We start from the raw sequence: 24,171 nt of genomic DNA, 5'->3' as shown, positions 1-24,171 counted from the left end.
CACTTTCGGATGATCACTGTCGGTTGATTCAGTACCGCCCCACCTCCCGTCGTGAATCCCCTCAGCTGGGAGTGCTGCGGTGTTCCACAGAATGGGATGCGGTCGTGTGGCTGACTTTGCCAGACTTCCGATCCCACCCATCCGAGCTTCGAATCCACACAGCGTATCCGGCGGTGGCGCGGCAGGAAGCTTGTTGAAGCAAACCAAAGAACCGACAACTCGTCGCGCCTTTTGGTGTTGCTGTGCGTTCGACGTCGATCCTTCGCTCGGAGCCCGTGTGCTGCACAAATCGAACCGTGCGCAGCCTGTTGAGCGCCATCGTGGCATTGCGTTCGGGGCACGTCAATCCGACGCGCGGCTGTCACGAAGACTTAATAAAGGACCGATCTGCGCGGCGGGAAACCAGCTGAACGGCCGGCGAGCCAAGTCGGCGGTGGGTTAGCTGGACTTCTTCTCTGCCACTGCCGCGCTGAGCCCTTCGGCGAGATCGTCAGCCGTCAATTCCTTGAACCGCAGTAGCTGTCGTTCGCTGAATTCGGTGAGGTCGCTGTTCAATACCGCGTCGAGGTCTTCGTCGTCGAGGCGAAAGCTTCGGTGGTCGCGCGCTTTTTCCACCACGTTGCGCACAAATCCGGCGTTGCCCAGCGTATCGATACCGCGAATCAAATCGCCGTCTTCGGAATAACTTTCGTCGTTGTAGAACTTGGTGTACGACGGCAACAACACCTGAACGGCTTCTTCGGTGATGACGTCCTCGTTCTCTTTGCCCATCAAACGGGTCAGCGCCAGCAGTTCTGGCGGGGTATAGCTGAAGAATTCGATGACCGTCGAAAATCGCCGCCGCAGACCTTGGTTGACCTCGAGCATCTTTTCCATCGCCTTGGCATAGCCCGCACCGAAGACCACCAGTTCGTCGCGGTGATTCTCCATGTAGAGCAGCAGCGTGTTGATGATGGCATTGCCGTAGGGGTCGCCCTGCTGATAGCCCTTCTCATGCAGGGTGTGCATCTCGTCGAAGAAGACCGCTCCGCCCAACGCGCCTTCGAGCATTTCCTCGGTGTTCTTCTCCGCGTCGGCCATGTAGCGGCCGAGCAGCTTGGTGCGACTGGTCTCCACGACGACCGGCTTGCGCAGCACTGTCAGCCCGCACAGTTGCTTGCTGAAAGCGCGGGCGACCGATGTCTTACCGGTTCCCGGTGGACCGAGCAGCAAGGTGTGGCGCGAGGTCACCGGCACCGGCAGGCCCATCTTGGCGCGCGCCAGGTTCACCTTCGTCGTCGACTTGATGAGTTTGATTTCCCGCTTGGCCCGCTCCATGCCCAGCATGGCGTTGAGCTCGGCATCGCCTTCGGCCAAGTACTTCGCCGCGGCCTCGGCATGGCGAGCGGCCTCGGTCTGGGCGCGGCTGGGCGCGCTCTCCGGATCCCACGGATCGGTGCGCGCCTCGATGGTTTCCGGATCGGTGACGACCAGCCGGAAGTTCGGGTTGTCCAGCGCTTCGCGAGCCGGAGTGAATTTGGGGTCGCGGGAGTAGACACGGCGCAACAGCTCGATGGCTTCTTCCTCGCGCCCGACGTGGCGCAGGCACATGCCCTGGGTGTACAGGGCGATGTTCGCCGCACCGGGCACCCGGTCGCCCTCGATGGCGTCCTGCCCGCGTCGGAATGCCTCTTCGAACACTCCCAGCGAAGCCAGCGCTGTGGTCGCCATGGCCGCGCCCGCGGCCTTGAGCTCCGGGTGACGCCACTGCTTGCCCTCGGGGAACTGCAACAGCACGTCCGGCCACCGTTTGGTGCGGAAGTAGAGCACCCCTCGCACGTAGCTGACCAGTTCGGCATCGAAGGGATGCCGGGGCGCGGTGGCGTCGAGCAGGTCTGCGGCTTCCTTGTACCGTTTGGCTTCGGCGAGCACGGCGGCGTAACCGCAGGCCAGCGAGTCGACGCTGGTGACGGCGAGTTTCAGGAACAGCCCGTCGGACACCTCGGGACGGAACTGCAGGTCGGTGACGCCCAGACGGCGGGTCTCCCAGCCGAAAGTGCGTACCGCCGCCCAGGCGCCGGCGAGCACGTCGATGCTCTGGTCACCGGTCAGGATCCGGGCCAGCCAGGCGTCGCACATCGCCGGATCGAGTTTTGTGGCGGTGGCGAACATCTGCGCCGCCACTTGTGAGTTGTGGCTGGGTTGCAGACCGTTGACCGAAATTCCGGACGCCAGCAAACCGGCGACCATCGCATTGCGGGCGTCTTCAGCGGCGGATTGAGCTCGAGTCATTGCCCAGCGGAGCTTAGTGCATGCTCCGACTCATGACCCACGGGCAGCTCAAGTTCATCGTGGTCTCTCAGTTCGCGGCTGGGAACGACCAGCTGAGGCCGAGTTGTCGGAGCCGGAAGGCTGGCGCGAACCGCTGCCAGTTGCCGAGCGGTCAACCGGTTGAGGCCGGAGCCGACTTCCCTGGGCAGACGACCATCGCTGTGGTAGCGAACCCACGCCGACAGCACGGGGCGCCCATTGTCACTCGTCAGGCGCAAGGTGAGGACCGTGGCCCCGACCTCCTGGGTGTCGGACTGCCACAGGTGAGCGATCGTCTCGGAGTCGATGTTGGCCGGGGACACCCAAAAACTGGTCGCGTACCCGTTGAAGTGCTTGAGATGACGCCAGCCCGGACGACTCCAGGTCGGCTCCAAGTCGACCAGCACCGCGCTGTCGACCTCGGCCAGTTCATCGGCGGTCAGCGCGCGGGCCGCACAGCTTTGACCGTCGAGATCCTGGATCAGCCGCTCGGTGGCGGCGACCAGCGTCGACGCCAGCGAGTCGCGAATCACCACAGCGGAGACATTGCGCAGGGGGTTCATCCGCAACACCAACCAGGTGCGGCGCCGGTTCGCGGCGGGTTGATCGCCCACCACTCCCCACTCTTCGGGCCCCCACTCCTCTAGTGAGGCCGAGGCCTTGGCCGCTTCTGCGCCACCGCGCACCTGTACCGAGACGATGTCGATGGCGTCAAGATGGACGTCGAACTGGCGTAAACCATCGGCCACCGCCGCGATCGGCAACACCGCGGTGCCCGTAGACCGAGGCCGATGCCGGCCCGCGGGATCACCCTGACCGCCGTCCACCTCGACGACGCTCACCAGTAGACCCTTGTACTCCCGCACCCCCACTGGGTCGCGCCCGAACCGGCGCTGGAAGTCCACGGCCGGTGTGCAGCCCGCACCCAGGGCCGTGCCGGGGTCCGCCGACCTGTCCCACAGCCAGCCGGCCACCCCGGAGGTCACCGTGATTCCGTGGTAGGTCACCAGGGACAACAAGGTGACGATCACCGCCAGACCGACACCCACCCAGAACGCGATGCGGTTGGGGCCCTGCCAGGACTCCGGGGCGTGACTGGCCAGCACCAGGATGACCACGTCGGCCAGGAAGACGGCGGTCAGTCGTGGCCACGACAACGACAACCCCAATTTCCGCTGCGCCTTCATCGTTGTTTCCGTGAGCGTCGCATCAAACTCGCCGTACCGAACACCGCACCGCCTATCAGTAATGCTCCGGTCAGTCCCCCGGCCGCGATCCACACCGGCAACATGTTGCGCGGAGGCGGCGGCTTGGGCAGCCCCAACGGCGCCGACAGCTGCTTCGGCGGCGTCGCGGGTCCCTGGGGTACATCCCATGTCAATGCCGCCACCGGATCGACGACACCGTAACCAACTTGGTTGTCTACGCCCCGCGCCGGCGCCCTTGCCGTGCGGATCAACCGATTCATGACCTGATACGCCGACAGCTCGGGGAACTTCGCGCGCACCAGCGCGGCCACTCCGGACACGATGGCAGCAGAGAAGCTGGTGCCGGAGGGGACCAACAAGGAGTTATCCGGGCCGTCGATCGCGTTGATCAGGCCGTCGTCCCGGGGTGAGAGCCCCATGACGTCGGTGCCGGGGGCCGAAAGCGACACCCACGGTCCCGACACACTGCTCTGCGTCATAGGTTGCCCGGTTGCATCCACGGCACCCACGGTCAGCACGTAGTCGCTGAACCACGACGGTGTCACCACCGTCGTGACCGAGCCCCAGTTGCGCGGATCGTTCGGCGACAGCGGGTTGAAGGGCGGATTCTGCTTGCAGTCCTTCTTGGTGCTGTCACCGGCCGCGGCCACGATGAGCGCGTTCTTGTCGACCGCGGCGTAGCGCACTGCCGCGCCGAGGACCCGTTGATCGACGATATTGCGGGCGCTCATGCAGGTCACATCGGAGATGTTGATGACCGAAGCGCCCATGTTCGCGGCGTGCACGATCGCGCGCGCCATCGTCTGCACGCTGTCGATCTTGGCGACGGTCTGCGGATCTTCGTCTCCGGTGTAAGCGTCTTTCAGCCCGAAGGCCTGGCTGGACTGCCGGATCGAGATGAGGTCGACGTCCGGGGCAATGCCGCTGAATGCATCCGGCGCCGGTCCCGCCGTCGGGCTAGCCGGCGGCGGCGGCGGTGGTGCCGGTGTCGGTGAGGGCGCCGGGTCGAGCGGGCGCGGATGGTCGACGCCCACGATCTGCCGACCACCGGAGTAGCCGGGAATGGTCACCGTCCCGCCGCCATGGTTGGCGGCTGGGGGGTTGCCAGGCCCGGGCGGCCCGGGCGGGGAGCCTGGGGGCGCACCCTCCGACGGCGAAGCCGGCGGCGGCGCGGGAATGACCGTCACCGTCGTATTCGGGACAGGAGACAGGGTGATGGTCTGCGGCGGTGGCGGTTTCTCGGTGGTCGGAATGGTCACCGGTCGGCGCGGTGCCGCGGGCGGGGCCACCGCCCCATTGGCCGCTGACGCGCCGATCATCGACGCCACTATCGTGCCGTGGGCGTCACAGTCCGACAGCCCGTCCCCGCCGGCCATGACGTAGTCACCGCCGGGAAGCAGGTGGGCGAACCGCGGATGCGGCGTCACGCCGGTGTCGATGACGGCGACCCGCACACCGGCGCCGCGGCCGAACTGCCATGCCTCCGACAGGTTGAGCATGTCCATGTACTTGGGTTGCAGCCGGAAGTCGGTACCGGGCAGAACTCCCACCTCGGTGCAGTAGGAGTTCTGCTTCATCGGAGCCACCGGACCCGGCGGGCTGTCCGGCGGTAGCGCGCCCGGATCGATCGTCGGTGGAGAGATGGCATATGCCGGCGGCAGACCGGCCAATGCACCTGAGGCCAACAGCATTGCGGCGATGGTCGCGGTGGTTACGCGACCACGCCACAGGCTGCTGCTACCGGTACCTAATCGCTGCATAAACGTTCATCAACCACAATGCCAGCGGGAAGATCGGCATGAGGCAGAGGTACTCGATCCATTCCACGAACTTGCGGAACAGCGGGCTGTAGATCGTGTTGGGGACGACCGCCGCCGCGGTCAGGCCCGCCGCGGGCAGCAGCACCAGGATCGCCGCGGTGATCGACACCGACAACGGTGAGGACAACACCAGGGCGTAGCGCACGCACACCGCCGCGACGATGATCACCGCGGTTGCGGCCAAGGTGATCGACTGCCAGCGGTCCACGTATGAGCGCCCGCGCAGCATCAGGAAGCCGGCGCTGAACCCAGCAAGCAGCAGCGGCAGCCAGCGCTCGTTGGTGTGGGGATTGCACAGGGCGGACAGCGAGACCACCATCAGCACCCCGAGCCCGACCAGCAGGCCGCTCAAGAAGGAGCGAGCACGTTCGGCCTGCAGCAGCACGTCGCGCACCGAGGCCGGGCCTTCCAGAACTGGCGGACCGCCGTCGGGGCGAACCACAGTCGTGGGCAGGTCGGGCCGCGCCTCGAAGACCCACCGGCTGGTGGCCGACGGGAACACCGGCAGCCGGATCCCGGCAAGCCGCCGGGCCAGCGCTGGTGCGGCGTGGTAGAGCAGCACCGAGATCAACACCAGGGAGCACAGCATGGTCACCGCGCTGGTAGCGGCCACCATCCGGGCCAGGCTGGCCAGCGTTGTCAGCAGGCAGACGGTCACAATCGCGGTGTAGATCGCCAGGCGGCGACCGGTGAACCGCAGGGCCAGGGCCGAGGCGATGGTGAGGACGCCGAAGCCGAGCACGGCCTGCGGTGACCCGACCGGGCCGGGCGGTGCGGCCGCGGCCGCGACGGTGATCGGAGCCAGGGAGCTGAGCAGCATGATGTCGGCGACACGGCGATCCGCATCGTTCTTCGCCCGCATCAGCAGCAGCAGGCTGACACCCAGGACCAGCACGCCGATGACGGCGGTAGCGATGGTGGGCAGCCAGGAGTTGTGGTGCCAGCGCCACCAGCCCAGCACGCCGGAAGCGAGAACCACGCCGGTCGCCACCATCGATGCACCGACCTGGATGGCGACGACGGGGTCGATCGAGGTGAAGCGCTTGCTCAGGTCGGCCGCGACCGCGGTCGAGATGTGCTCGATGACCTGCGACCGGTGCTCGGTGTCGTTGATGAACCGAATCCACAGTCGGTCGCCGTCGAATACGTCCTGTTCGGTCAGCGACTGGGTGGCGCGCAGCGGCGTGCCGTCCACCAGGCACAATGCCCAGCGACCACGTCCGGTGGCCTCCAGCGGGGTCTCCCCCAGCTCTCGAAGGCGGCTGTTGACCACCTTGAGCAGCGGCTCGGTCATCACCGAAACCGGCGCATTGGCGTCCAGCAGCACGCCAATCTGAACACCCTCGCCGGCCATGATGCCGACGACCACAGCTCGGGGCGATGCGACGCCCTCAAGATCGGTCTGTGGCGCATCAACTACTGCGGTCACCGTCCTGCACCCCCTGCCAATGTGACTGCCATTGCGAAACCCTCATTCCGGTCACCAAGCCACGCGCGCGGCGTTGTCGGTGCACTCACCGAGCCCAAGGTGACACCGCCCCGTGGGAGCTGCGGCTCGACTGACTCCGATTTCATTTGCCTCGCCTCGCGACTAATAGTTGTTGGTCACGCTGTTTTTTTGCATTGCAGCCGATTCTAGAGCAATTCGCCGTGTTCGCATCTCGACTGCATTAATTCTTCAAAATCATTGTCACGCACCGTGTTTGGAAACCCACGGTCACACCCGGCTGTGCGTTTTCCATTCGCCATAGGGCAGCGTGTCCAAAACGGTCTTCACACCTACTTGCACCAGTTGCGGAGTAGCCGGACAAATGGCAAGCCACGCTTCACCCGAACCCGCCGTTCGCGCCTGCTGATAGAGGGCGATGCGTCCGCCCGATCCGTCCTTGAGGGACAACACCGATGCACTGGGTCCCTTGGCGTCGTCTCGGTATTGCCGGGCGTATACCGCGACTTCGGCAGCCGGATCCGACAAGGCCTGTCCCAGTGCCGCCACGGTGGAGGCGCTGATGCCCATGCGGCGCAGATCGCCGCCGGAGAACACGTTGAAGCCGGACTCCTGCCAGGACTTCGTCGCCTCCAGCATCTCCTCCAAGGGCACGTTGACGGCGTTGATCGCGGCGGGATCGGCGTGGTGGATGGACTCCAGGCCGTCGAGGACCAGCGCGGCGATCGAGGCGCTGTCGGTGACGGAGACGTCGTCGACGGTGATGTCGTTGCCGACCCGGACCGCCGACACCCAGTGCTGGCCGCGACGAGCCAGTACCACGCGGAACTCATTGTCGGGAATGTCGCGGGAGCCGGGCGGCTGGTTCTCGTCCTCGACCACGCCGTAGAGCAGCTTCCCGCGGGACAGCAGAGCAACGACCTCCAGGTCGGGAGCGGCGAGCACTTTCATCCGGGCGGCGACATGCTCGTTGACGGCGTCGCCGACGACGATGCCCTGTTCTCGCATGACCGCCATGCCGGGGTGCTCGTTGAGCCAGTCGTTATTGTCCGTGGACACATACGGACGGCAACGCAACTCGGGTGCGACGTGCCGGATATCCAGGAGCGCCTGGAGCATCCAGAAGCCGTCGACGTTAACGGTGATATCGGTACGGGTGCTCTGCTGGTCCATCCCTGCCTCAGAAGTTGACGTGCCTGATAACTGCAGGACACGGCAGCACACCGGCTGGTGTGCTGCCGCGCCTGAAGTTCGGTTTTAGGCCCAGCTGGAGCCGACGGCGCTGTCGGTCTGCGCCATGTTGCTGCCGGCGGACTGAACCTTCTGGCCGTGGGAGTTGGCCTGCTCGTAGATCACCTGGAAGTTGCGACCCAACTGGGTGATGAACTCCTGGCAAGCCACCGAACCGGCGCCACCCCAGAAGTCACCGGCAGCCAGCACATCGCGAACGATGGCCTGGTGCTCGGCCTCCAGGTTGGCGGCCTGCGCGCGAATGAGAGCGCCGTGGGCGTCCACATCGCCGAACTGGTAGTTAATGGTCATATCGATGTTCTCCTAATGTCAGAAAGCGTACGCAGCTGCGGCTTTGGAAGCTAGCTGCTGAGGATTTGCTGGGAGGCCTGCTCTTGCTGCTCGTAGTTGTTGGCGTCCCGGATCAGTCCGTCGCGCACTCCGTGCAGCATGTTGACAATGTTGCGGAAGGCCTGGTTCATCTGGCCCATGGTGTCCAGCGAGGTCGCCTCGGCCTGGCCGCTCCAGCCTGCGCCGGAGATGTTCTGCGAGGACGCCCACATGCGGCGGGCCTCGTCCTCGACGGTCTGGGCGTGCGTCTCAAAACGGCCCGCCATGTCCCGCATCGCGTACGGGTCGGTCATAAAGCGTCCAGCCATGCTGGTTTCTCCTTAGTTGTTGCTACCTGAATTGTTGTTACGGACGCGATGGCCGGATCGGCTGTGCGGTGACACAACCACCGACCGTGAACTTCGGCTGATTCCCCCCTTCCGTCAGCCGGCGGCCACCGGGTCTTGCACGGTCAGATATACGTCGAACCCAAACCGCGGCGTCCGAGTTGACGGAGAATTCGTGCGGACCTCGGCTGCCGGCCCGCCCGAGCCGATAGTCGAAGTCGCCGAGCGGTGGGAGGTTGCCGTGGAGTTCACGTCCGTAGCCAATCCGTCCCGAGTCGCTGCAGGGCCAGTTCGGTCAGCCGGCGGCGGCTGCGTTTGCGGCCTCGGTTGCCGCGTAGGAACCGGAACTCGTTGCCAGCGTGTTGACGAACATCTCGTGGATCGCAGCGGCCTGGGCGCTGACCGCCTGGTACATCTGCGCATGCGCGGCGAACTGGGCGGCGGTCAGCGCTGACACCTCGTCGGCCGCAGCGGGCACAACTCCGGTCGTCGGGGCGGCCGCCGCCGCATTCTGGGCGCTCATGGTCGTGCCGATGCCCTGCAGGTTCCCCGCCGCCGCTGCCAGAGCTTCCGGTTGTGTGGTCACGAACGACATGCTGTTTCCTCCCTCAGATGTTCCCCAGCATCGCTCTCAGCCAAGAGAGTAGATGACTGTCCGGTCCCAGGTTGGGCTCGATGGCGCCTGTTAGCATTTGTTCACTCGACGGCACGACGAATTCACCTGGTGTAACGACACAGTAACAGCGTTGGCCCTGGTTAGGGGCCTGCCACAGTCATTCCACAGCAATTGAGTGCACAGGATCGTGGCGGCTGGTCCGCGACGTCTTGTTGAACGGGATATTTCTGGCATTCAAAGACACCAGGGGAAAGAATCTCGGAGCGGAAAACCCTGCCGTGATGACCGGTCCAGGCCGTCGGGCGACACCTTATATATAAGGCTGGGTCAACCGGATGCCGCGTCAGGTGGCAGGCAGTTCATTCTTGTGCCTCGGGCAGTACGCGTTGATGCTGGCGCCGACGAAGAACCCGGAATGGTAGGCCGGCATGCTGCTGCTGTTCAGCACGTCATTGGCTACGTCGGTCGCCGACATGCCGTTGTCGAGTTTTACGCACACGAAGTGGCCGGCCTCGATCGCATGTGCGCTCGAGAGGTGGTCGGTGATGCCTTCGGCCCGCAGGTCGGCGAGGAACTTGTCGTCGGTCCCGTCGGCGTGTGCGGTCCCGACTGCCATCGGGCCGAGTACCGCGACCAGCACTGCGGCTACGACAACTCGCGAACACATGTCAGACCCTCCCGAAGTGGACTTGCTGACGGCTCCGACAGTTCGAATTCTTCCCACGGATGGGCCGCCGTTCCACTCGCCGCGCAGCTGTACATGCGTTGTTTACCTGTCGGCCACTTAACGGCCAGAAACGTATCGATTTGTCCGAACCTGTTGCAGCGCATGTCGATACAGGTTCTGCGCCCGCGGTGTACGAAGCGGGCCGGGTCAGGTAGAAGAGTCTCATGCAGGATCCGCCTACCGGACGCTTCGATCCGCCCACGCTGCGCGACGCCATGGCGCGACGGTTGTATCGGCGATCGGTCGCCGCGGGCCAGATCACTGTGCCGGCGGTTCCGGCGTTGATCGACGAGTACATGAAGATCTGCCACCACATCTTCGCCAGCGTGGGTGCCCAGCAGACGGCCGACGAAACCGCTCAACTCAGAACGATGTTGGAGACGGAGTTGGCCCGGGCGTACAACGCTTCTCAGCGTTCGAACATCGTGATCTCCTACCACGCTCCGTTCGGCGTCGGCATGAACTATCGCGTGCAAGCCGAATGGGTGACGGTCGCAGGCGACTACGACACCTGGGTCGGTTCCCGGGAGGGGCCACTGTTCGGCACCGAAGCTGACGCGCGCGTGTCGGCGCTGGCCGCGGCGGCGGCCGATCCGGCGACCTATCGCGTGCTGGATGTCGGCGCCGGAACCGGACGCAATGCCCTGGCGCTGGCCCGGCGCGGACATCCGGTGGACGCGGTGGAAATGACGCCGAAGTTCGCGGAAATCATCCGTTCCAAGGCGCAGGAGGAGTCGCTCGACGTGCACGTCATCGAGAGCGACGCGTTCGACTCCATGGACGGGGTTCGGTCGGATTATCAGCTCATCGTGGCCTCGGAGGTAGTGCCGGAGTTCCGGACCACGCAAGAGCTGCGCGGCGTGTTCGAACTTGCCGCCGATTGCCTGGCGCTCGGCGGACATCTGGTGTTCAATGCGTTCCTGCCCCGCCCGAGCTACCTTCCGGACAGTGCCGCGGTGCAGCTCGGGCAGCAGTGCAACACAATGATTTTCACTCGCGACGAGGTCGCGGGCGCGGCGGGCGAGCTGCCGCTGGAATTGGTGGCCGACGATTCCGTCGTCGAGTACGAGCAGGCGCATCTGCCGCAAGGTGCTTGGCCGCCCACGAACTGGTTCGTCGGTTGGGCCAACGGCCTGGACGTGTTCGACGTCGAGCCTGAGCAATCGCCAATCGAGTTGCGCTGGCTGGTTTTTCGCAAGACCCGCTGACCGACTGGTGAAGGATTACACCGCCGCTGCCGAAGCGACCCAGCAGCGGCGGTGTAATCCTTCACCAGTCCTGCTAGGTCTTCGACTCCTCGGGCTCGTACTGCGGGCAGTAGATCTCGATGGCGGCGCCGACGAAGTAACCGGAGTGATAGGCGGGCATCGAACTGCTGTTGAGTACGTCGTTGGCCACCTCGGTGGGCGTCATGCCCTGGTCGAGCTTCGTACACACCATGTGGCCGCCCTCGATCGCGTGGGCAGGCGAGATGTGGTCGCTGATGCCCTCGTTCTTCAGGAGTGCGATGAACTTCGCGTCCGAGGAGGTGTCGGCCTGAGCGGTGCCGACGGCTCCCAGCGGTCCGAGCAACGCGACCGTCACAACCAGAATGCGTTTGAACATTTTTGCTGCTCCTTTCGAATGAGACGGCGTGGTTGGAGGTTTCCGATCAGCCGGCCGGCAGTGGCCGGGCCATGATGGTGGGCTTGAACCCATAGCGGGGACCTGCGCCGGCTCCTCGCGCGCCGGTACCCGTCCCGGCAACAGGCATGCCGCTCAACACGTTTCCGGCCCCGGATTCGCCGGTAGTGATCGGCTCGCTGATCAGCTGCACCGCCGGGCGGACCGCCGCCGGCGCGGTTGACGCACCCGGCCACGAAGCCGGAACCGCGAGGTGTCCGACGTGGGCACCACTGCCCAGCCCGGCCGCCACCTGACCACCAGCGGCGCCGATCGCCCCGCTGATCGGCGGCTTGGGGACGGCGGCAGCCGCCGCCGGCGCCGCGCCACCGAGGACACCCGCCGACTTGGCCACCTGCACACCGGAGTTGGCCATACCAACGCTGAAGTACGGCAAGCCTTCGGTGTTGTAGAACAAGCTCGCGTAGTTGTTGTATCCGGTCAAGAAGGTGCCCAGGTTCGACGGCAGTACCGTCTGCCCGCTCAACAGGAACCAGACTTCGGTGAGCAGCGGGTTGCTGGTGGTCAACTGTGACACCAGCGCATTGGTCCCGGCGGGCGTGGCCAGCTGGCCCAGTTGGCCGGTGATCGAGTTGAAGAAACTCTGCAGCGAGTCCTGAATCGAAGCCGCCGGCGCCGCCTGGGCCGCTGTGACCGCGGCGGCTTGAGTGGTGGTCCCGGCCGGATTGGCGATCGTCGGGGCCGCCTTGAACGGCGTGACCTGGCTGGCCGCGGCGGAGGCACCCGCGTAGTTGTACATGGTGGAAGCGTTCTGCGCCCACATCTCCAGGTACTGGGATTCCAACTGCGCAATGACCCCGTTGTTCAGCCCGAGGATGTTGGTCTGCACCGCCTGGGCCAGCGCGGCACGATTGGCCGCAATCACCGGTGGGGGCACCACCGAGGCGAATGCGGTCTCGAACGCGGCCGCCGCCGCCTGCGACTGGGCGCCGGCTTGTTCGGCTTGGCCGGCGGTGGCGGTCAGCCAGGCCACATACGGCTCGACGGCCTGTGCCATGGTTGCTGACGCCGGTCCTAGCCACTCTTCACCGGCCAGTTGGGCAAGCACTTGCTCGTAGCCCTGGGCCGTCGACGTCAGCTCAGCCGCCAGCCCGTTCCATGCCGACGCCGCCGCCACGAAGGACGATGCTCCGGGGCCGGAGTACATCATCGCCGAGGTGACCTCGGGCGGTAGCGTGCCAAAATCGAGTGCCATGTCTTGACTCCTTAGCCGGCCGCGGCCGCGTTGGCCGCCTCGGTCGCCGCGTACGACCCCGAGCTGACGCCCAAGGTATTGACGAACATGTCGTGGATCGCCGCAGCCTGTGCGCTGACGGCCTGGTACATCTGGGCGTGCGCGACGAACTGTGCCGCGGTCAGCGCCGACACCTCGTCGGCGGCGGCTGGGACCACACCCGTGGTGGGCGCGGCGGCCGCGACGTTCTGAGAGTTCATGGCTGAACCAATCCCTTGCAAAGTGCCAGCCGCCGACGCCAGCGCCTCTGGTTGCGTAGTCAGGTAAGACATTCGGTTTCCTCCTCGGTAAGCTTCCGGCTCAATCACTTGGTCTGGTGTTGCTGGTCGAGCTATTTCGTTGGCGTAGTTGGCATTTGGTTATCCCGCCGACGGCGGCCGGGCCAGGACGCTGTAGCGGACGCCGTACCGGACGCCCATGTTGCCTGCGCGTTGGGCGCTGCGCGATCCCACCGGGAAGCCGCGCAGGGCGCCGTTGACCCCGCCTTGGCCGGCCTCCGGGCCGATCGGTGACCCATTTGCGCCCAGGTGCGCACTGACGAGCTTGGTGGTCGAGCCCTCGACGGCACCCGGCAGCGCACCGGGCGCGTTGCCCCAACTTGCCGGTACCGAAAGTCCACCGACTTTGGTGGACGACGCGACACTGGCCAAGCCCGCCCCGCCGTGGAAGTTCCAGCCTCCCGCGCCCAAGGCGGCGAACTGCGGTGTCGGGTACCAGGCACCACTTGCACCGGCCGTCGACCCTAAGCCCTGGAACGTTTGCTGCCAGATGGATGCGCCGAAGCTTGCCAAACCCGTGCCGAAGTAGGCCTGCAGCGTCTGCTTGATCACCGCCGTGTAGTTGGCGCCGGTAAGCCCCGTGTAGTTGTTGGCCGGCGTCGGCAACCCGTACATCAGGAAGTCCTGGATGGTGTTCCAGATGAAGTTGGGTTGCACGGCCTCGGCCGGCGCCGCCGCCGCCTGCTGTGCCGCTGCTTGCGGCGCAGCGGCAGAGGAAAGCAGCTGCGGGATCGTCGCCGCACTGTTCTGCGCGGAGTTGCCCGCGGGCGTGGCCGTGGCCTGGGCGACCGCAGCGGACTGGTTGCCGACTGCTTCCGGGCTGGTGGTGTTCGGTGGTGCCGAGAACCGGCTCAACTCCGTGGCCAGCGCCGACGACGCCGCGTAGCCGTACATGGCGACGGCGTCTTGCGCCCACATCTCCATGTACTGGGCCTCGGTCGCGGCAATAGCCGGCGTGTTCTGCCCGAAGAAGTTGGTGGCGATCAACGTCATCAGCAGCACCCGGTTGGCCGCGATCACCGGCGGCGGCACCGTCAGCGCGAACGCGGTCTCGTACGCCGCCGCGGCGGCGCGCGCCTGACTGGCCGCGTCCTCGGCCTGCGCCGAGACCGCGCTCAGCCAGCCCACGTACGGTGCGACTGCGGCCATCATCGACCGCGAAGCCGGGCCGAGCCACGGCGAGCTGGTGAGCTCGTCGATAACTGATGCGTAACCCGTTGCGGCCAAACCTAATTCGGCCGCCACGCCATCCCAGGCGGACGCAGCGGCGATCATCGACCCCGAACCTGGGCCGGAATACATTCGGCCCGAATTGATTTCAGGCGGCAACGCCCCGAAGTCGAACAACTCCCCTCCTCAACCGACCACGATTGGCGGCTCAAAGCTGTCGCTCTCGCACAGTTGCAGCCACGATGCTGCCCCGAATACCTGCAGTTCTGTTTCCCGATCTTCTCGTCGGGCAGCCCGATACCCTCCGGGCTTCTATCGTTGAGCCAATACCAGGGATCATCTGCGGCTGGCGCTTTCTGCCTCGATATCCCGTCAGTCCCATAAGCGTTTGCAAGCGATCGTGTCGTGACTCAGTTGTCGCTCATATGAAACTCTAAGGGCTGAACTGGGCCTTCGGAGCCGACGATGCCAACTGTTCACTCCGTGAAAACGTTTGTTAAACCGCAGTTAAGTCAGATGTTGAGCCCGGTCCGTGCCACCTGCGACTTCTGCGAAGCGTCAACCCGGGCCCTGCACCCCGAGCCGGCGGCCGAACGTCAGTCCTCTTCGAGGACGAGTGCCATCTCCGGGCAGGAGGCCACCCCGTCCTTGGCAACCTGTTCATCTTCTGGCCGCACGTGGTGTTCTTCGAGGATGCAATAGCCCGAATCGTCAATCGGGAACAGGTCCGGGTCAACCGCGTAGCACTGGGCGTGGCCCACGCATTTGGATTGTTCGAGACGAATCTTCACTCGGCTGTCCTCTCTCGACCACGCCTCAGCGAGACGGGTTGGTCGAACGTAGACTAACCGCCTGCTTCCCGCCGCGTCGGATATGCCTCAGCAGCACACGAATTGGTGGGTCTATGCGGCACATGCCATATTGTGCTGTGGGCAGCACGGCCGGGCTGCATGAGTGTCCGCGGACAGCCGGACCATAGGGAGAGACTTCTTCGACGCATGAGCACTTCGGGTGGAGGCGAGGCCGGCGCGTTTTACCTTCCGCGGCTTGAATACTCGTCGTTGCCGTTGGCCGAGGATCGGGGCGTCGGATGGAAGACCCTGCGCGACGCCGGACCGGTGGTCTTCATGAACGGCTACTACTACCTGACCCGCCGCGAAGATGTATTGGCTGCGCTGCGCAACCCCAAGATTTTCTCGTCCAGGGTGCTGCAGCCGCCGGGCAACCCACTGCCCGTCGTCCCACTGGCCTTCGATCCGCCCGAGCACACTCGGTATCGCAAAATTCTGCAGCCCTACTTCAGCCCGCTGGCCCTGAACAAGTCACGGCCGGTACTGGAACGGCACGCCGCAGACATGATCGGTGCCCTCAGCGGCCGGGGTGAGTGCGAGGCTATGGCCGATTTCGCGCGGCTGTACCCGTTTCAGGTGTTCCTCGATCTGTACGGCCTGCCGGTGCAGGACCGGGATCGGGTGATCGCCTGGAAAGATGCGAGCATCGGTGACACGCCTTTCCCGTCTATGGCCGAGATGGAGCAGGCTCAGCTCGAGCTGTTCGAGTACCTCATCGCCGCCGTTCGGCACCGCCGGGAGAAGCCAGGCTCGGACATGCTGTCGCAAATCATGACCGGCCCAGGCGACTTCACCGATCTCGAGTTGCTGGGCATGAGTCACCTGTTGATCCTGGCCGGTCTCGACACGGTGACCGCAGCGATCGGCTTTTCACTGTTCGAACTGGCACGTAGACCGCAGCTGCGCACCGAGCTGGTCGACAACCCGAGGCAGATCAGGGTTTTCATCGAGGAGATCGTTCGGCTGGAGCCCTCGGCCCCGGTGGCGCCCCGGATCACCACCGACTTCGTCAACGTCGGCGGCATGACGTTACCGCCCGGCTCACAGGTGCGGTTGTGCATGGCTGCGATCAATCGCGACGGCAGCGACGAGATGTCCACCGACGACCTGGTCATGGACGGAAAGCTGCACCGGCACTGGGGGTTCGGTGGTGGACCGCATCGCTGCCTGGGCTCTCACCTGGCGCGCATCGAGCTCACCGTGATCGTCGCGGAATGGCTCAAGCAGATCCCCGACTTCGAACTACCCGAGGGGTACGTGCCCGAAATCCCGTTTCCGTCGAAGACGTTCGCGCTCAAGCAGTTACCGCTGCGGTGGGGCCGATCCGACTAGGACCCGCCCCACCGTGCGGTGCTACTTGCGCACCTCGGTGGCCGCCACCTGGACGAACACACCGGTGTCCTCGGCCATCAGCAGACCACGACCGCGAGGCAGCGGACCACCCTTCATCTTCCCGCGGATGAAGCCCTCGTCCGGGTCGGCGTCCATGACCAGCAGCGGCGCGTTGGCTTGGTGCAGGGCGCGCAGCATGGGGTCACTGCCCGCGGAAGACCAACCACCGAAGGTCCGGGTGACGATGACGTGCAAGCCGACGTCTGCCGCCCGGTTCACGAACGGCACTGCCTTGTGCAACGGCGAGTCGAAGCCCGGCGGCAACTGCTGGATGTCGTCGACGATGAGGAAGATCTCCGGGCCGCTCCACCAAGACCGTGACAGCAGCTCCTGGGCGGACAGTCCGGGCGGAGGTTCCCGACCCGCCAGGGCCGCGGCGAGTTCACCCATCATCGCCACGACACCGTCGAGGTTGTAGGCGAACTTCTCCACGTAGTCCGAACCCAGCGTGGTCAGCAGCTGGCGACGCGGGTCGACCAGCCACACCTGCGCCGAGGGGCGACCGGGCGGCGGGGTGGGCGCACTACTGGCGCCCGGCGCGTACAGCCGGCCGATCTCGGACATGATGGTGGCCAACGTTGTGGTACGGCCACATTCGCGTCGACCGGTCACCATCAGGTGCGAGTTCTCGGCGAAGTTGAGGTAGACCGGTTGCAGGTCCAACTCCGAGATCGCCCAGGCGATACCACCGGCGCCGACCCCTTGCCGGGTGTCGCGTGCCGCGAGCTCGCGCACCTGTTCCACACCGAACTTCGCGGGCAGACGGCGCACCGGCGGGGCCTGCCCGGTGGTGAGTCGGCTTACCGCCGCAACGACGCTGTTGGACTCGAAGACGTTGTTGGCCGTGTTGGCCAGCGCCGGACGGGCCACCAGTGTGTGCAGACCCGCCTGCGGGTCGCTGTCGAGTCGGACGTAGTTGACCGCGACCATGCCGCGGCCCGGCTTGACCGGGACGTCCTTGGCGAACCGGGAACGCACCAGCTTGGCGTCTTCCACCGCGGCCAGGCGCAGTTCGACCCGGGAGCCGAAACCACTACGCACGGGCGGCCGCAGCTCCGACTCACGGTCGGCGGTGACCACGACGTGCACCCCGAAGGACGGGCCCTGGTTGATGATCAGGTTCACCTGGTCGATCAGCACCTCATTCTCTTCGGCCAGTGCCCGGTAGTTGTCGATGACCAGGTACACGTCGCCGAAGCCGTCGTTGGGGACCGGACCCGCTTCCCCACCGAACTTGCGGCGCCGGAACATCTCCATCGAGGCGATGCCGTATTCGAGGAAGGTGCGCTTGCGCTCGCGAACCAGAGCCAGCAGCTCAGCCACTGTCCGGCGCACACCGTACGGGTCGGTCGGACCCGCCACCTCACCGACATGCGGCAGTTGGGCCACCGTGGTCAGCGCGGTGCTGCTGTAGGCCAGGCAGTAGAACTGCACCTGCTCGGGCGTGTGGGTCAGCGCCGCCGAGCAGATCAGGGTCTGCAGCGCGGTGGTCTTACCCGAACCGCCGGCACCCAGGATCAGTACGTTCGAACCCGGCCCGGAGGTGTCGACCGTCCACGGCGGCTGGTCGTGCTTGAACGGACGGTCGATGATCCCGATCGGGAAGATGAGGTTGCGGGCGGTGCCGTAATCCTTGTGCCAGGGACGGCCCAGGAATCGGTTGACCAGCTCGTCGATGGCGACGGGCTGGGTCAGCGGCGGTTGCCATAACCGGTACGGCTCGAAGTCGATCTTGCGCAACTGATCGATGATCACCGTGCCCACCTTGGGCGTACGGATGCCTTCTTCGTCCTCTTCTTCCGCGCCATCACCATTGAGCAGTTCACCGTTGGAGCCGTTGGACTGCCCGATGGCCGGCATGGTGTCGGGGCCTTGCACGCTCACTTCCAACGGCGTGAACGAGTTGGTGAACAACTGCGGGCGAACGTAGTCGATGCTGTGCACCAGCACCGGAGCCTCCTCGCCGTCGACGGTGGTGAGGCGGAAGTAGTCGCGCCACAGGAACTCCGCCTGGAACCGGATGATGTCCTCGAGACTCTTGCGGAAGTAACCCAGACCCGCCTGAGCCGGCAGGTTCACCGCGTTCGGCACACCGGCCGCCTGCGCGGCACCGGCGGTACGGGCTTTCAGCACCAGCCGGTAACCCATGTTCTCCATGAGCTTTTCGGCGCGGCTCTCAATGGTCTGCGATGCCATCATCAGGTGGATCCAGTAGGCACGACCCTGGCGGCCGATCGAGTCGAGAACGTCGACGGCGGTCGGCATGATCCGGAACCATTCGTAGAACTCGTCGATGACCACCACGAGCATCGGCAACGGATCCATGTCCTGGCCGCGGGCCCGCATCCTGGCCCGCACCGAGTTGTACTCCTTGGCGTCGTCGACGCCCGCGCTGTCGCAGATGGCCTTGCGGCGCGCAATCTCGCCCCACAGCGCGTCCAGGAATCGCTCCATCAACGCCTGGTCTTCTTCCAGGTCGGTGATGATGCGAGACACGTGTGGCACACCCGCGAACGGCTTGACCGCCGACCCACCCTTGAGGTCTGCCAACACGAATTGCAGTTCCTCCGGCGGGTGCCCGAGCATCAGCGATTCGATCACAGTTCGCACCAGCGTCGACTTACCCGAACCGGTGGTACCCGACATGACACCGTGCGGACCGTCGCCGCCTTCGTCCAGGGACTTCATGTCCAAGAACAGCAACTCGCCGTTGTCGGAGCGGTTACCGAACGGGGCCCGCAACCGCGACCGGCCCATCGTGTCGGTGCGGCTGCCCCACAAAGCGTTGAAGTCGATGCTCGCCGGGTCGTCGATTCCGTAGTAGGACAGAATGTCGCGGGCGCCGATGTGGGCCACCCGCTGACCGATCTCCTCATACGCTTCGGCCAGTCGCCACTGCGCCAGCTTCTGCGCGAATTCTTCTGCCTCGGCGCTGCTGAAGTGGTCGGTCAAGGCGAAGAACCACGCCTTGTCGTCGATGACCATCCAGGTGTCGCGGTCGCGCGGCAGCGCTTCGATCACGCCCTTGTCGTCGAACTGCAGCTTGCGCTCCGGGACACCTGTCCACATCGACGAGCCGGTCAGATCGAAGAAGGTCACGCCGTCGACGCCTTCGGCGCTGATCACGTACTCCCATTGCGGGTCGTCGACATCGGCGATGATGACGTGATGAGGCGTCGGAGTCTGCGCCGATGAACTGGCGTGCCGAGGAGTGAACGACCCACGGCCGGCGAACAATTCGGCCTGCTCGGCGGCGAACTCGCGCACCGAGCTGTACACCATCCGGGCGTTGCCTGCCGCGTCGTGGCGCCGCGAGTCACCGAAATGCGGCAGCCACTTGACCCACTCCCATTCCTCCAGGTCGGAACTGACCACGATCATCTGGACGTGGTCGGGTCCGTGGGAGAAGGCCAGCTGGCACACGATCGCGCGCATCAACCCCAAGACCTGCTCCCGCGAGCCGACCAGCGCGTACCAGGGCTCGACCAGCAGCGAAATCATCTTCGGCAGGTTGTAGACGACGCTTTGATAACGTCCGAACTCCTGCAGCGCCTTACCGGTGACCGGCTCGAGTTCGATGTCGGTCGGCATGTTCTGCGGCTCGCCCCAGGTCACCTCGGGACGGGTCATCCCGACGCCCACCCGGACGACGCCGAAGTTCAAGTCCTTGCCGTCCGGCTTGCGCTCCCACATCCGCGGGGAACCCACGGCCGCCGCCAGTGTGTCGGGCGCCGGGTGGAACCACCGGTAGTTGGCGTCCATGCTGTCCGCCGACTCCTGCGCGGTCTCGCGCAGCATGTCCAGCATCAGCATGAACTGGGCGCGCATCGCGTCCAGCTTCGGCCGGCTCATCTGCTGCTGACCGCCGAACCGGCCGCCGAACATCATCATCGCCATGCCGCCGACCATGAAGATCGGGAAGATGGCGCCGGCGCCGGAGAACACCCGAGAACCGCTGGCGAAGGTCATGGCGACCATACCGCCGAGCAAGCCGACCACCACGACGCCGACTACGACGATCCACCAGGGCTTCCCCTCCGGTGGCGGGATGCTCAGCGGCGTCGGTAGGACGATGTTCTCCGGCTTGATGACCGGAGGCTTCTCCGGTGTGGGCCGGGCAAATCCGCGTTTCACTTAGGTACCACCAATTCTGCCGGGGTCATGTCCATGGGTAAGGTGTCGTGCTCCACCAGCGCATCCGCGCGCGACAGGGTGGGCCCTTGCGGGAGCAGGCGCAGCGCCACCCAGGGCGCCGTGCTCGGCGTCAACGTCAAGCCCAATGCGTCCCGCGCTTCCTTTGTGTCGTCCACTCCGAACCGGGCGCCCGCGTTGGTGAGCCACCACAGTGATTCCGCCGTCTGGGCGCCGGGGTTATTGCCGGTCACCGCAACAAAATTCGCGTAATTGCGACCGAAATAGACTTGGTCGGCTTCCCGTCCGGTGGTGTCCGACTTGACCAGGTTGACGATCCGCTTGGTTTCGTTGCTCGGGATGGGGATGGTCGGTCCGGAGACCACCTGGACCCGGGCCCGGTTCTCGCCGTTGGTCCGTTCCCACCACCAGCACGTCGAGGGGTTCTCCCGGATGTCGAGCACGTTCAACGGCTCGTTCGGGTAGGCCGACAGGTCCAGCCTGTTGACGACGGGCATCTTGGCCAGCTGCGACGGTTCCACCGTCACCGGTCGGGTGTTGCCCGGGCGGCCGGCGTTCTGCAGAATCTGCGCCACCAGCGGTGGCAGCGTTTGCACACCGTCGATCAAGACGAGCGAATACTGTTGCGGCCCACTGATTTGCGGCGTGACGATGATCGTCCCAACCGGACCGGGAGCGTTGGGGAACGTCGCGGGGGCGCCCGCATTGGGCACTTCTGGCACCAGCAGTTCCGGACCCACCGGCAAGGCGTCATACAGCGCGCGGCTCATCGGCCGGGCCTGGCTGACTTGCTCGGGCGTCAATCCCAGGGGCAGCAACACCGACCGGTCGGTTGCGTCGATCTTCGAGCGGCGTCCCTCCCGGATCACCCAGGCGCTTCCACCGTAATTCAGTACCACGGCGTCTGAGCCTTTGAGGATTCGGCGGTGGCCGGACAGGTCGGGGGTGCCGTCGATGACGGTCACCGTCACGCCTGACGGCGCGCTGACGCTGGAGGAAGTGGCCACCGTGTCACACACCAGCCACGACGACGAGGGCGGGTTCTTCGGCGCGAACTCGGTCGGGGCGCCCGGGATACCGACCAGCGGTCCGTGCGGCAGGCCGGCGATCTGACTGGACCGGACCAGGTGCGGGTTGTCGGGCCGGCCGGTGATCAATCGTGCCGATGCCAGGTTCAGCGCCGGGTACAGCCGGTCACCCACGCGGACGTACAGTGCGCCGGAGTCACGGTCGGCGATGATGGGCGACTCGTTGATCTGCCCGGACGGGCTGATGAAGGACCACAGCAGTGCTCCCAGGCAGATCACGACCGCAGCCGAAATCGACGCGACCACCGCGAGCGTCTGGCGCCGGCCGGGCTCGATCTCCATCCGGACACGCCAGCGGGTCAATGCCATCGCGGTTCTGCGCGCCAGGAACTGGTAACCGGTTACCTGGGTCCGCGTTGACAACCCAAGGCCGTACCCCGACCCCCGCTGTCCGCGGCTCTCTTCAGCCACGTTAGATCACCTTCCGGTCTGCTGAATGCCTGGTTATGGGCAGGTTATGTGGCCTAGCCGTCGGATCAGCGCTGCCCACAGCGATAACCGTAGGGCAACTGCCGTAACCTCGCCACGCGGCGATCAAACCGCGCAATCCCCCAAGTTTCGTCATGCCTTCACTGGGAATGGTAGCGGCGTTTGGCCAAGTCGGCCTGTCGAAGCCGATTTTCCATTTCCTGCTTTTGACCTGCACTGAGGACCAAGCACGAATATTTAGCGCCGGAGCCGTTGCTTCCTATTAATAGGTGGCGGTCGTGCGCCGACCGGCGGCAGGCCGCCTGTTAGCTTCGGTTGCCATGGGCGCCGCCGAGCAGGTTCCGTTGAAAGTCGGGGTGGTCGCGCCGGTGGCTGCCGGTGTCACCGCCGACCCTGACTGGATGACCGCCTTCGCGCAGCATCTGCAAGCGTGCGGTTTCGAGTCCATCATCGTCGTCGAGCACACCGTGCTGGCCTCCCGGTACGAGAGTGTCTACCCCTATGACACTTCCGGCCGGGTGGGGCTGGGTGCGGACTGCCCGATCCCCGACCCCCTGGACTTGCTGGGGTTCCTGGCCGCCCGCACCAGCCGACTCGGGCTGGCGACCGGTGTGTTGGTGCTGCCCAATCACCATCCAGTGGTTTTAGCCAAGCGTGCGGCGACGGTCGATGCCCTCTCCGGGGGCAGGCTCCGGCTTTGCGTGGGCGTGGGCTGGCTCAAGGAGGAACTGGAGGCGTGTGGCGCGGACTTCGAGACCCGGGGCAGGCGCGCCGATGAGCAGCTGGCCGTCTTGCGCACGCTGTGGGCCGATAATCCCGAAGGCGCCTCGCACCGGGGCGAGTTCTTCCGCTTCGACAACACGATGTGCTACCCCAAACCCGTCGGGCACCTTCCTGTTCACATAGGAGGGCACTCCGCCGCTGCCGCGCGCCGGGCCGGCCGCCTGGGTGACGGCTTTCAGCCGCTGGGGGTAACGGGGACCAAATTGGCCGGCCTCATCGCGATCATGCATGAGCAGGCAGCTGCGTCGGGCCGCGATCCCGCACTGCTCGAGGTGTCGCTGAGCCATCTGGTGACCAAGATCGACGCCGAACGTGCCGCCGGGTTGGCTGCACAGGGCGCGCACCGGCTGGTGTTGGGCATGCCTGCAATCACCGATATCGAGCAAGCCAAAGACACCTTGTCGGACTGCGCACAGCGGCTGGCCTTGACGCCGGTGACGTCGTGAGCGTCCCCGCGGCAGACCGAGCAGCGTTGAGTGAGTTGGCCCATCGATATGCGGCGCACGTCGACGATCGCCAATTCCCCACCGTCGCTTACCTTTTCACCGAGGGGGCCGAGCTGGTCATTCCCGATCCGCCGGCCAGCCTCGAGCCGGTGCACGCACATCGCGGCCGAGACGCCATCGGCGCGGCGGTAGCAGCGGTCGCGCAAACCGAACGCACCCAGCACGCGATCGTGGGCGAAGTCTATGACCCCGGCGCGCAACCGGGCACCGCATACGGTCGCATCAGTTGCGTCGCCCACCATTGGAATCGGCGGCCGGATACCGGCTCAGCCGAAGCGGTCGATGTGGTGTGGCATGTGCGTTATGACGACGAGTACGAGTCCACGAGCGTCGGCTGGCTAATCAGCCGCCGGGTCCTGACGATCAACGCCATCGAGACCCGGCCCGTGCGCCGCATCCGGGGTCGCGCCCCCTCCTGAGCCTGGAAGGCGGCCGACGACCCGGCCCGCCCCGCGATCTGCCAGTCGAAATTAAAAATTGCTATGAGCATTATTGGTCTTCAAAGACGATTGCGGTTGCGCAAGCGATCAGGTGTACTTTGAGCTTTGTGAAGGACGCAGGCAAACACGGCAACACCCCCGCCAGTTCCAC

The 24,171-nt window shown here is 65.5% G+C and carries 20 protein-coding genes; 4 read left to right on the top strand and 16 right to left on the bottom strand.

The features are described 5' to 3' along the window. Window positions 1–438 precede the first annotated feature (438 nt). The 9 genes from eccA to I2456_RS13200 form a co-directional block, all read right to left on the bottom strand. Window positions 439–2,271, bottom strand: a complete 1,833-nt coding sequence (eccA, locus tag I2456_RS13240) for a type VII secretion AAA-ATPase EccA (RefSeq protein ID WP_068023563.1) — start codon at window positions 2,269–2,271, stop codon at window positions 439–441. Continuing rightward, window positions 2,268–3,476: a type VII secretion protein EccE gene (eccE, locus tag I2456_RS13235; protein WP_068023562.1), complete on the bottom strand. Its 1,209-nt coding sequence runs from the start codon at window positions 3,474–3,476 to the stop codon at window positions 2,268–2,270. The genes eccA and eccE overlap by 4 nt, the downstream gene beginning before the upstream one ends. Next, complete coding sequence (locus I2456_RS13230) at window positions 3,473–5,257, bottom strand: S8 family serine peptidase (protein WP_068023851.1); 1,785 nt, start codon at window positions 5,255–5,257, stop codon at window positions 3,473–3,475. The genes eccE and I2456_RS13230 overlap by 4 nt, the downstream gene beginning before the upstream one ends. Beyond that, complete coding sequence (gene eccD, locus I2456_RS13225; protein WP_068023560.1) at window positions 5,235–6,746, bottom strand: type VII secretion integral membrane protein EccD; 1,512 nt, start codon at window positions 6,744–6,746, stop codon at window positions 5,235–5,237. The genes I2456_RS13230 and eccD overlap by 23 nt, the downstream gene beginning before the upstream one ends. A 288-nt stretch (window positions 6,747–7,034) precedes the next feature. Then, a complete protein-coding gene (locus I2456_RS13220; RefSeq protein WP_067408913.1) occupies window positions 7,035–7,937 on the bottom strand; it encodes an ESX secretion-associated protein EspG in 903 nt (300 codons plus the stop codon). Between the two features lie 84 nt (window positions 7,938–8,021). Then, window positions 8,022–8,306 carry a WXG100 family type VII secretion target gene (locus I2456_RS13215; protein WP_068027678.1) on the bottom strand — a complete coding sequence of 95 codons (285 nt, stop codon included), beginning with the start codon at window positions 8,304–8,306 and terminating at the stop codon, window positions 8,022–8,024. A 50-nt stretch (window positions 8,307–8,356) separates the two neighbouring features. After that, window positions 8,357–8,653, bottom strand: coding sequence for a WXG100 family type VII secretion target (locus tag I2456_RS13210; protein ID WP_163703836.1), 297 nt, complete (start codon window positions 8,651–8,653; stop codon window positions 8,357–8,359). Between the two features lie 313 nt (window positions 8,654–8,966). Beyond that, a complete protein-coding gene (locus I2456_RS13205; RefSeq protein ID WP_068027478.1) occupies window positions 8,967–9,266 on the bottom strand; it encodes a type VII secretion system ESX-5 target PE19 in 300 nt (99 codons plus the stop codon). Window positions 9,267–9,630: 364 nt separating this feature from the next. Further along, the gene (locus I2456_RS13200) at window positions 9,631–9,954 is read right to left on the bottom strand and encodes a DUF732 domain-containing protein (RefSeq protein WP_085074123.1); all 324 of its coding nucleotides are present in this window, start codon (window positions 9,952–9,954) and stop codon (window positions 9,631–9,633) included. A gap of 224 nt (window positions 9,955–10,178) precedes the next feature. On the opposite strand from I2456_RS13200, the gene I2456_RS13195 reads away from it, so the two are divergent. After that, window positions 10,179–11,222: a class I SAM-dependent methyltransferase gene (locus I2456_RS13195; protein ID WP_085074124.1), complete on the top strand. Its 1,044-nt coding sequence runs from the start codon at window positions 10,179–10,181 to the stop codon at window positions 11,220–11,222. A 73-nt stretch (window positions 11,223–11,295) separates the two neighbouring features. Here I2456_RS13195 and I2456_RS13190 read toward each other — a convergent pair whose 3' ends face one another. From I2456_RS13190 to I2456_RS13170, 5 genes are all read right to left on the bottom strand, one after another. Beyond that, window positions 11,296–11,619, bottom strand: coding sequence for a DUF732 domain-containing protein (locus I2456_RS13190; RefSeq protein ID WP_068027470.1), 324 nt, complete (start codon window positions 11,617–11,619; stop codon window positions 11,296–11,298). A 46-nt stretch (window positions 11,620–11,665) separates the two neighbouring features. Further along, window positions 11,666–12,892, bottom strand: a complete 1,227-nt coding sequence (locus tag I2456_RS13185; protein ID WP_068158552.1) for a PPE family protein — start codon at window positions 12,890–12,892, stop codon at window positions 11,666–11,668. A gap of 11 nt (window positions 12,893–12,903) precedes the next feature. Next, complete coding sequence (locus I2456_RS13180) at window positions 12,904–13,203, bottom strand: PE family protein (protein ID WP_068027465.1); 300 nt, start codon at window positions 13,201–13,203, stop codon at window positions 12,904–12,906. A gap of 87 nt (window positions 13,204–13,290) precedes the next feature. Beyond that, window positions 13,291–14,556 (bottom strand): PPE family protein, encoded by a 1,266-nt coding sequence (locus I2456_RS13175; protein ID WP_068027462.1) that lies wholly within the window; start codon window positions 14,554–14,556, stop codon window positions 13,291–13,293. A 419-nt stretch (window positions 14,557–14,975) separates the two neighbouring features. Further along, complete coding sequence (locus I2456_RS13170) at window positions 14,976–15,170, bottom strand: ferredoxin (RefSeq protein ID WP_068027458.1); 195 nt, start codon at window positions 15,168–15,170, stop codon at window positions 14,976–14,978. Window positions 15,171–15,377: 207 nt separating this feature from the next. Here I2456_RS13170 and I2456_RS13165 point away from each other — a divergent pair, with 207 nt between their 5' ends. After that, complete coding sequence (locus I2456_RS13165) at window positions 15,378–16,562, top strand: cytochrome P450 (protein ID WP_085074125.1); 1,185 nt, start codon at window positions 15,378–15,380, stop codon at window positions 16,560–16,562. Window positions 16,563–16,583: 21 nt separating this feature from the next. Here the strand turns inward: I2456_RS13165 and eccCa are convergent, their stop codons facing one another. Together eccCa and eccB are read right to left on the bottom strand one after the other, a co-directional pair. Further along, the gene (gene eccCa, locus I2456_RS13160; RefSeq protein ID WP_068027452.1) at window positions 16,584–20,756 is read right to left on the bottom strand and encodes a type VII secretion protein EccCa; all 4,173 of its coding nucleotides are present in this window, start codon (window positions 20,754–20,756) and stop codon (window positions 16,584–16,586) included. After that, the gene (gene eccB / locus I2456_RS13155) at window positions 20,753–22,273 is read right to left on the bottom strand and encodes a type VII secretion protein EccB (protein WP_068158555.1); all 1,521 of its coding nucleotides are present in this window, start codon (window positions 22,271–22,273) and stop codon (window positions 20,753–20,755) included. The genes eccCa and eccB overlap by 4 nt, the downstream gene beginning before the upstream one ends. A gap of 362 nt (window positions 22,274–22,635) precedes the next feature. Between eccB and I2456_RS13150 the strand changes: the two genes are divergently transcribed. Further along, window positions 22,636–23,520, top strand: a complete 885-nt coding sequence (locus tag I2456_RS13150) for an LLM class F420-dependent oxidoreductase (RefSeq protein WP_085074167.1) — start codon at window positions 22,636–22,638, stop codon at window positions 23,518–23,520. Beyond that, window positions 23,517–23,999: a nuclear transport factor 2 family protein gene (locus I2456_RS13145; protein ID WP_085074126.1), complete on the top strand. Its 483-nt coding sequence runs from the start codon at window positions 23,517–23,519 to the stop codon at window positions 23,997–23,999. Before I2456_RS13150 ends, I2456_RS13145 begins: the two co-directional genes overlap by 4 nt. Window positions 24,000–24,171: the final 172 nt, after the last annotated feature.

Origin of the sequence: Mycobacterium kubicae, from assembly GCF_015689175.1 — a bacterium.
In the GTDB taxonomy this organism is placed as follows: domain Bacteria; phylum Actinomycetota; class Actinomycetes; order Mycobacteriales; family Mycobacteriaceae; genus Mycobacterium; species Mycobacterium kubicae.
The sequence above is the reverse complement of the archived record's forward strand: the minus strand, read 5'-3'. Positions and strand labels throughout refer to the sequence as shown.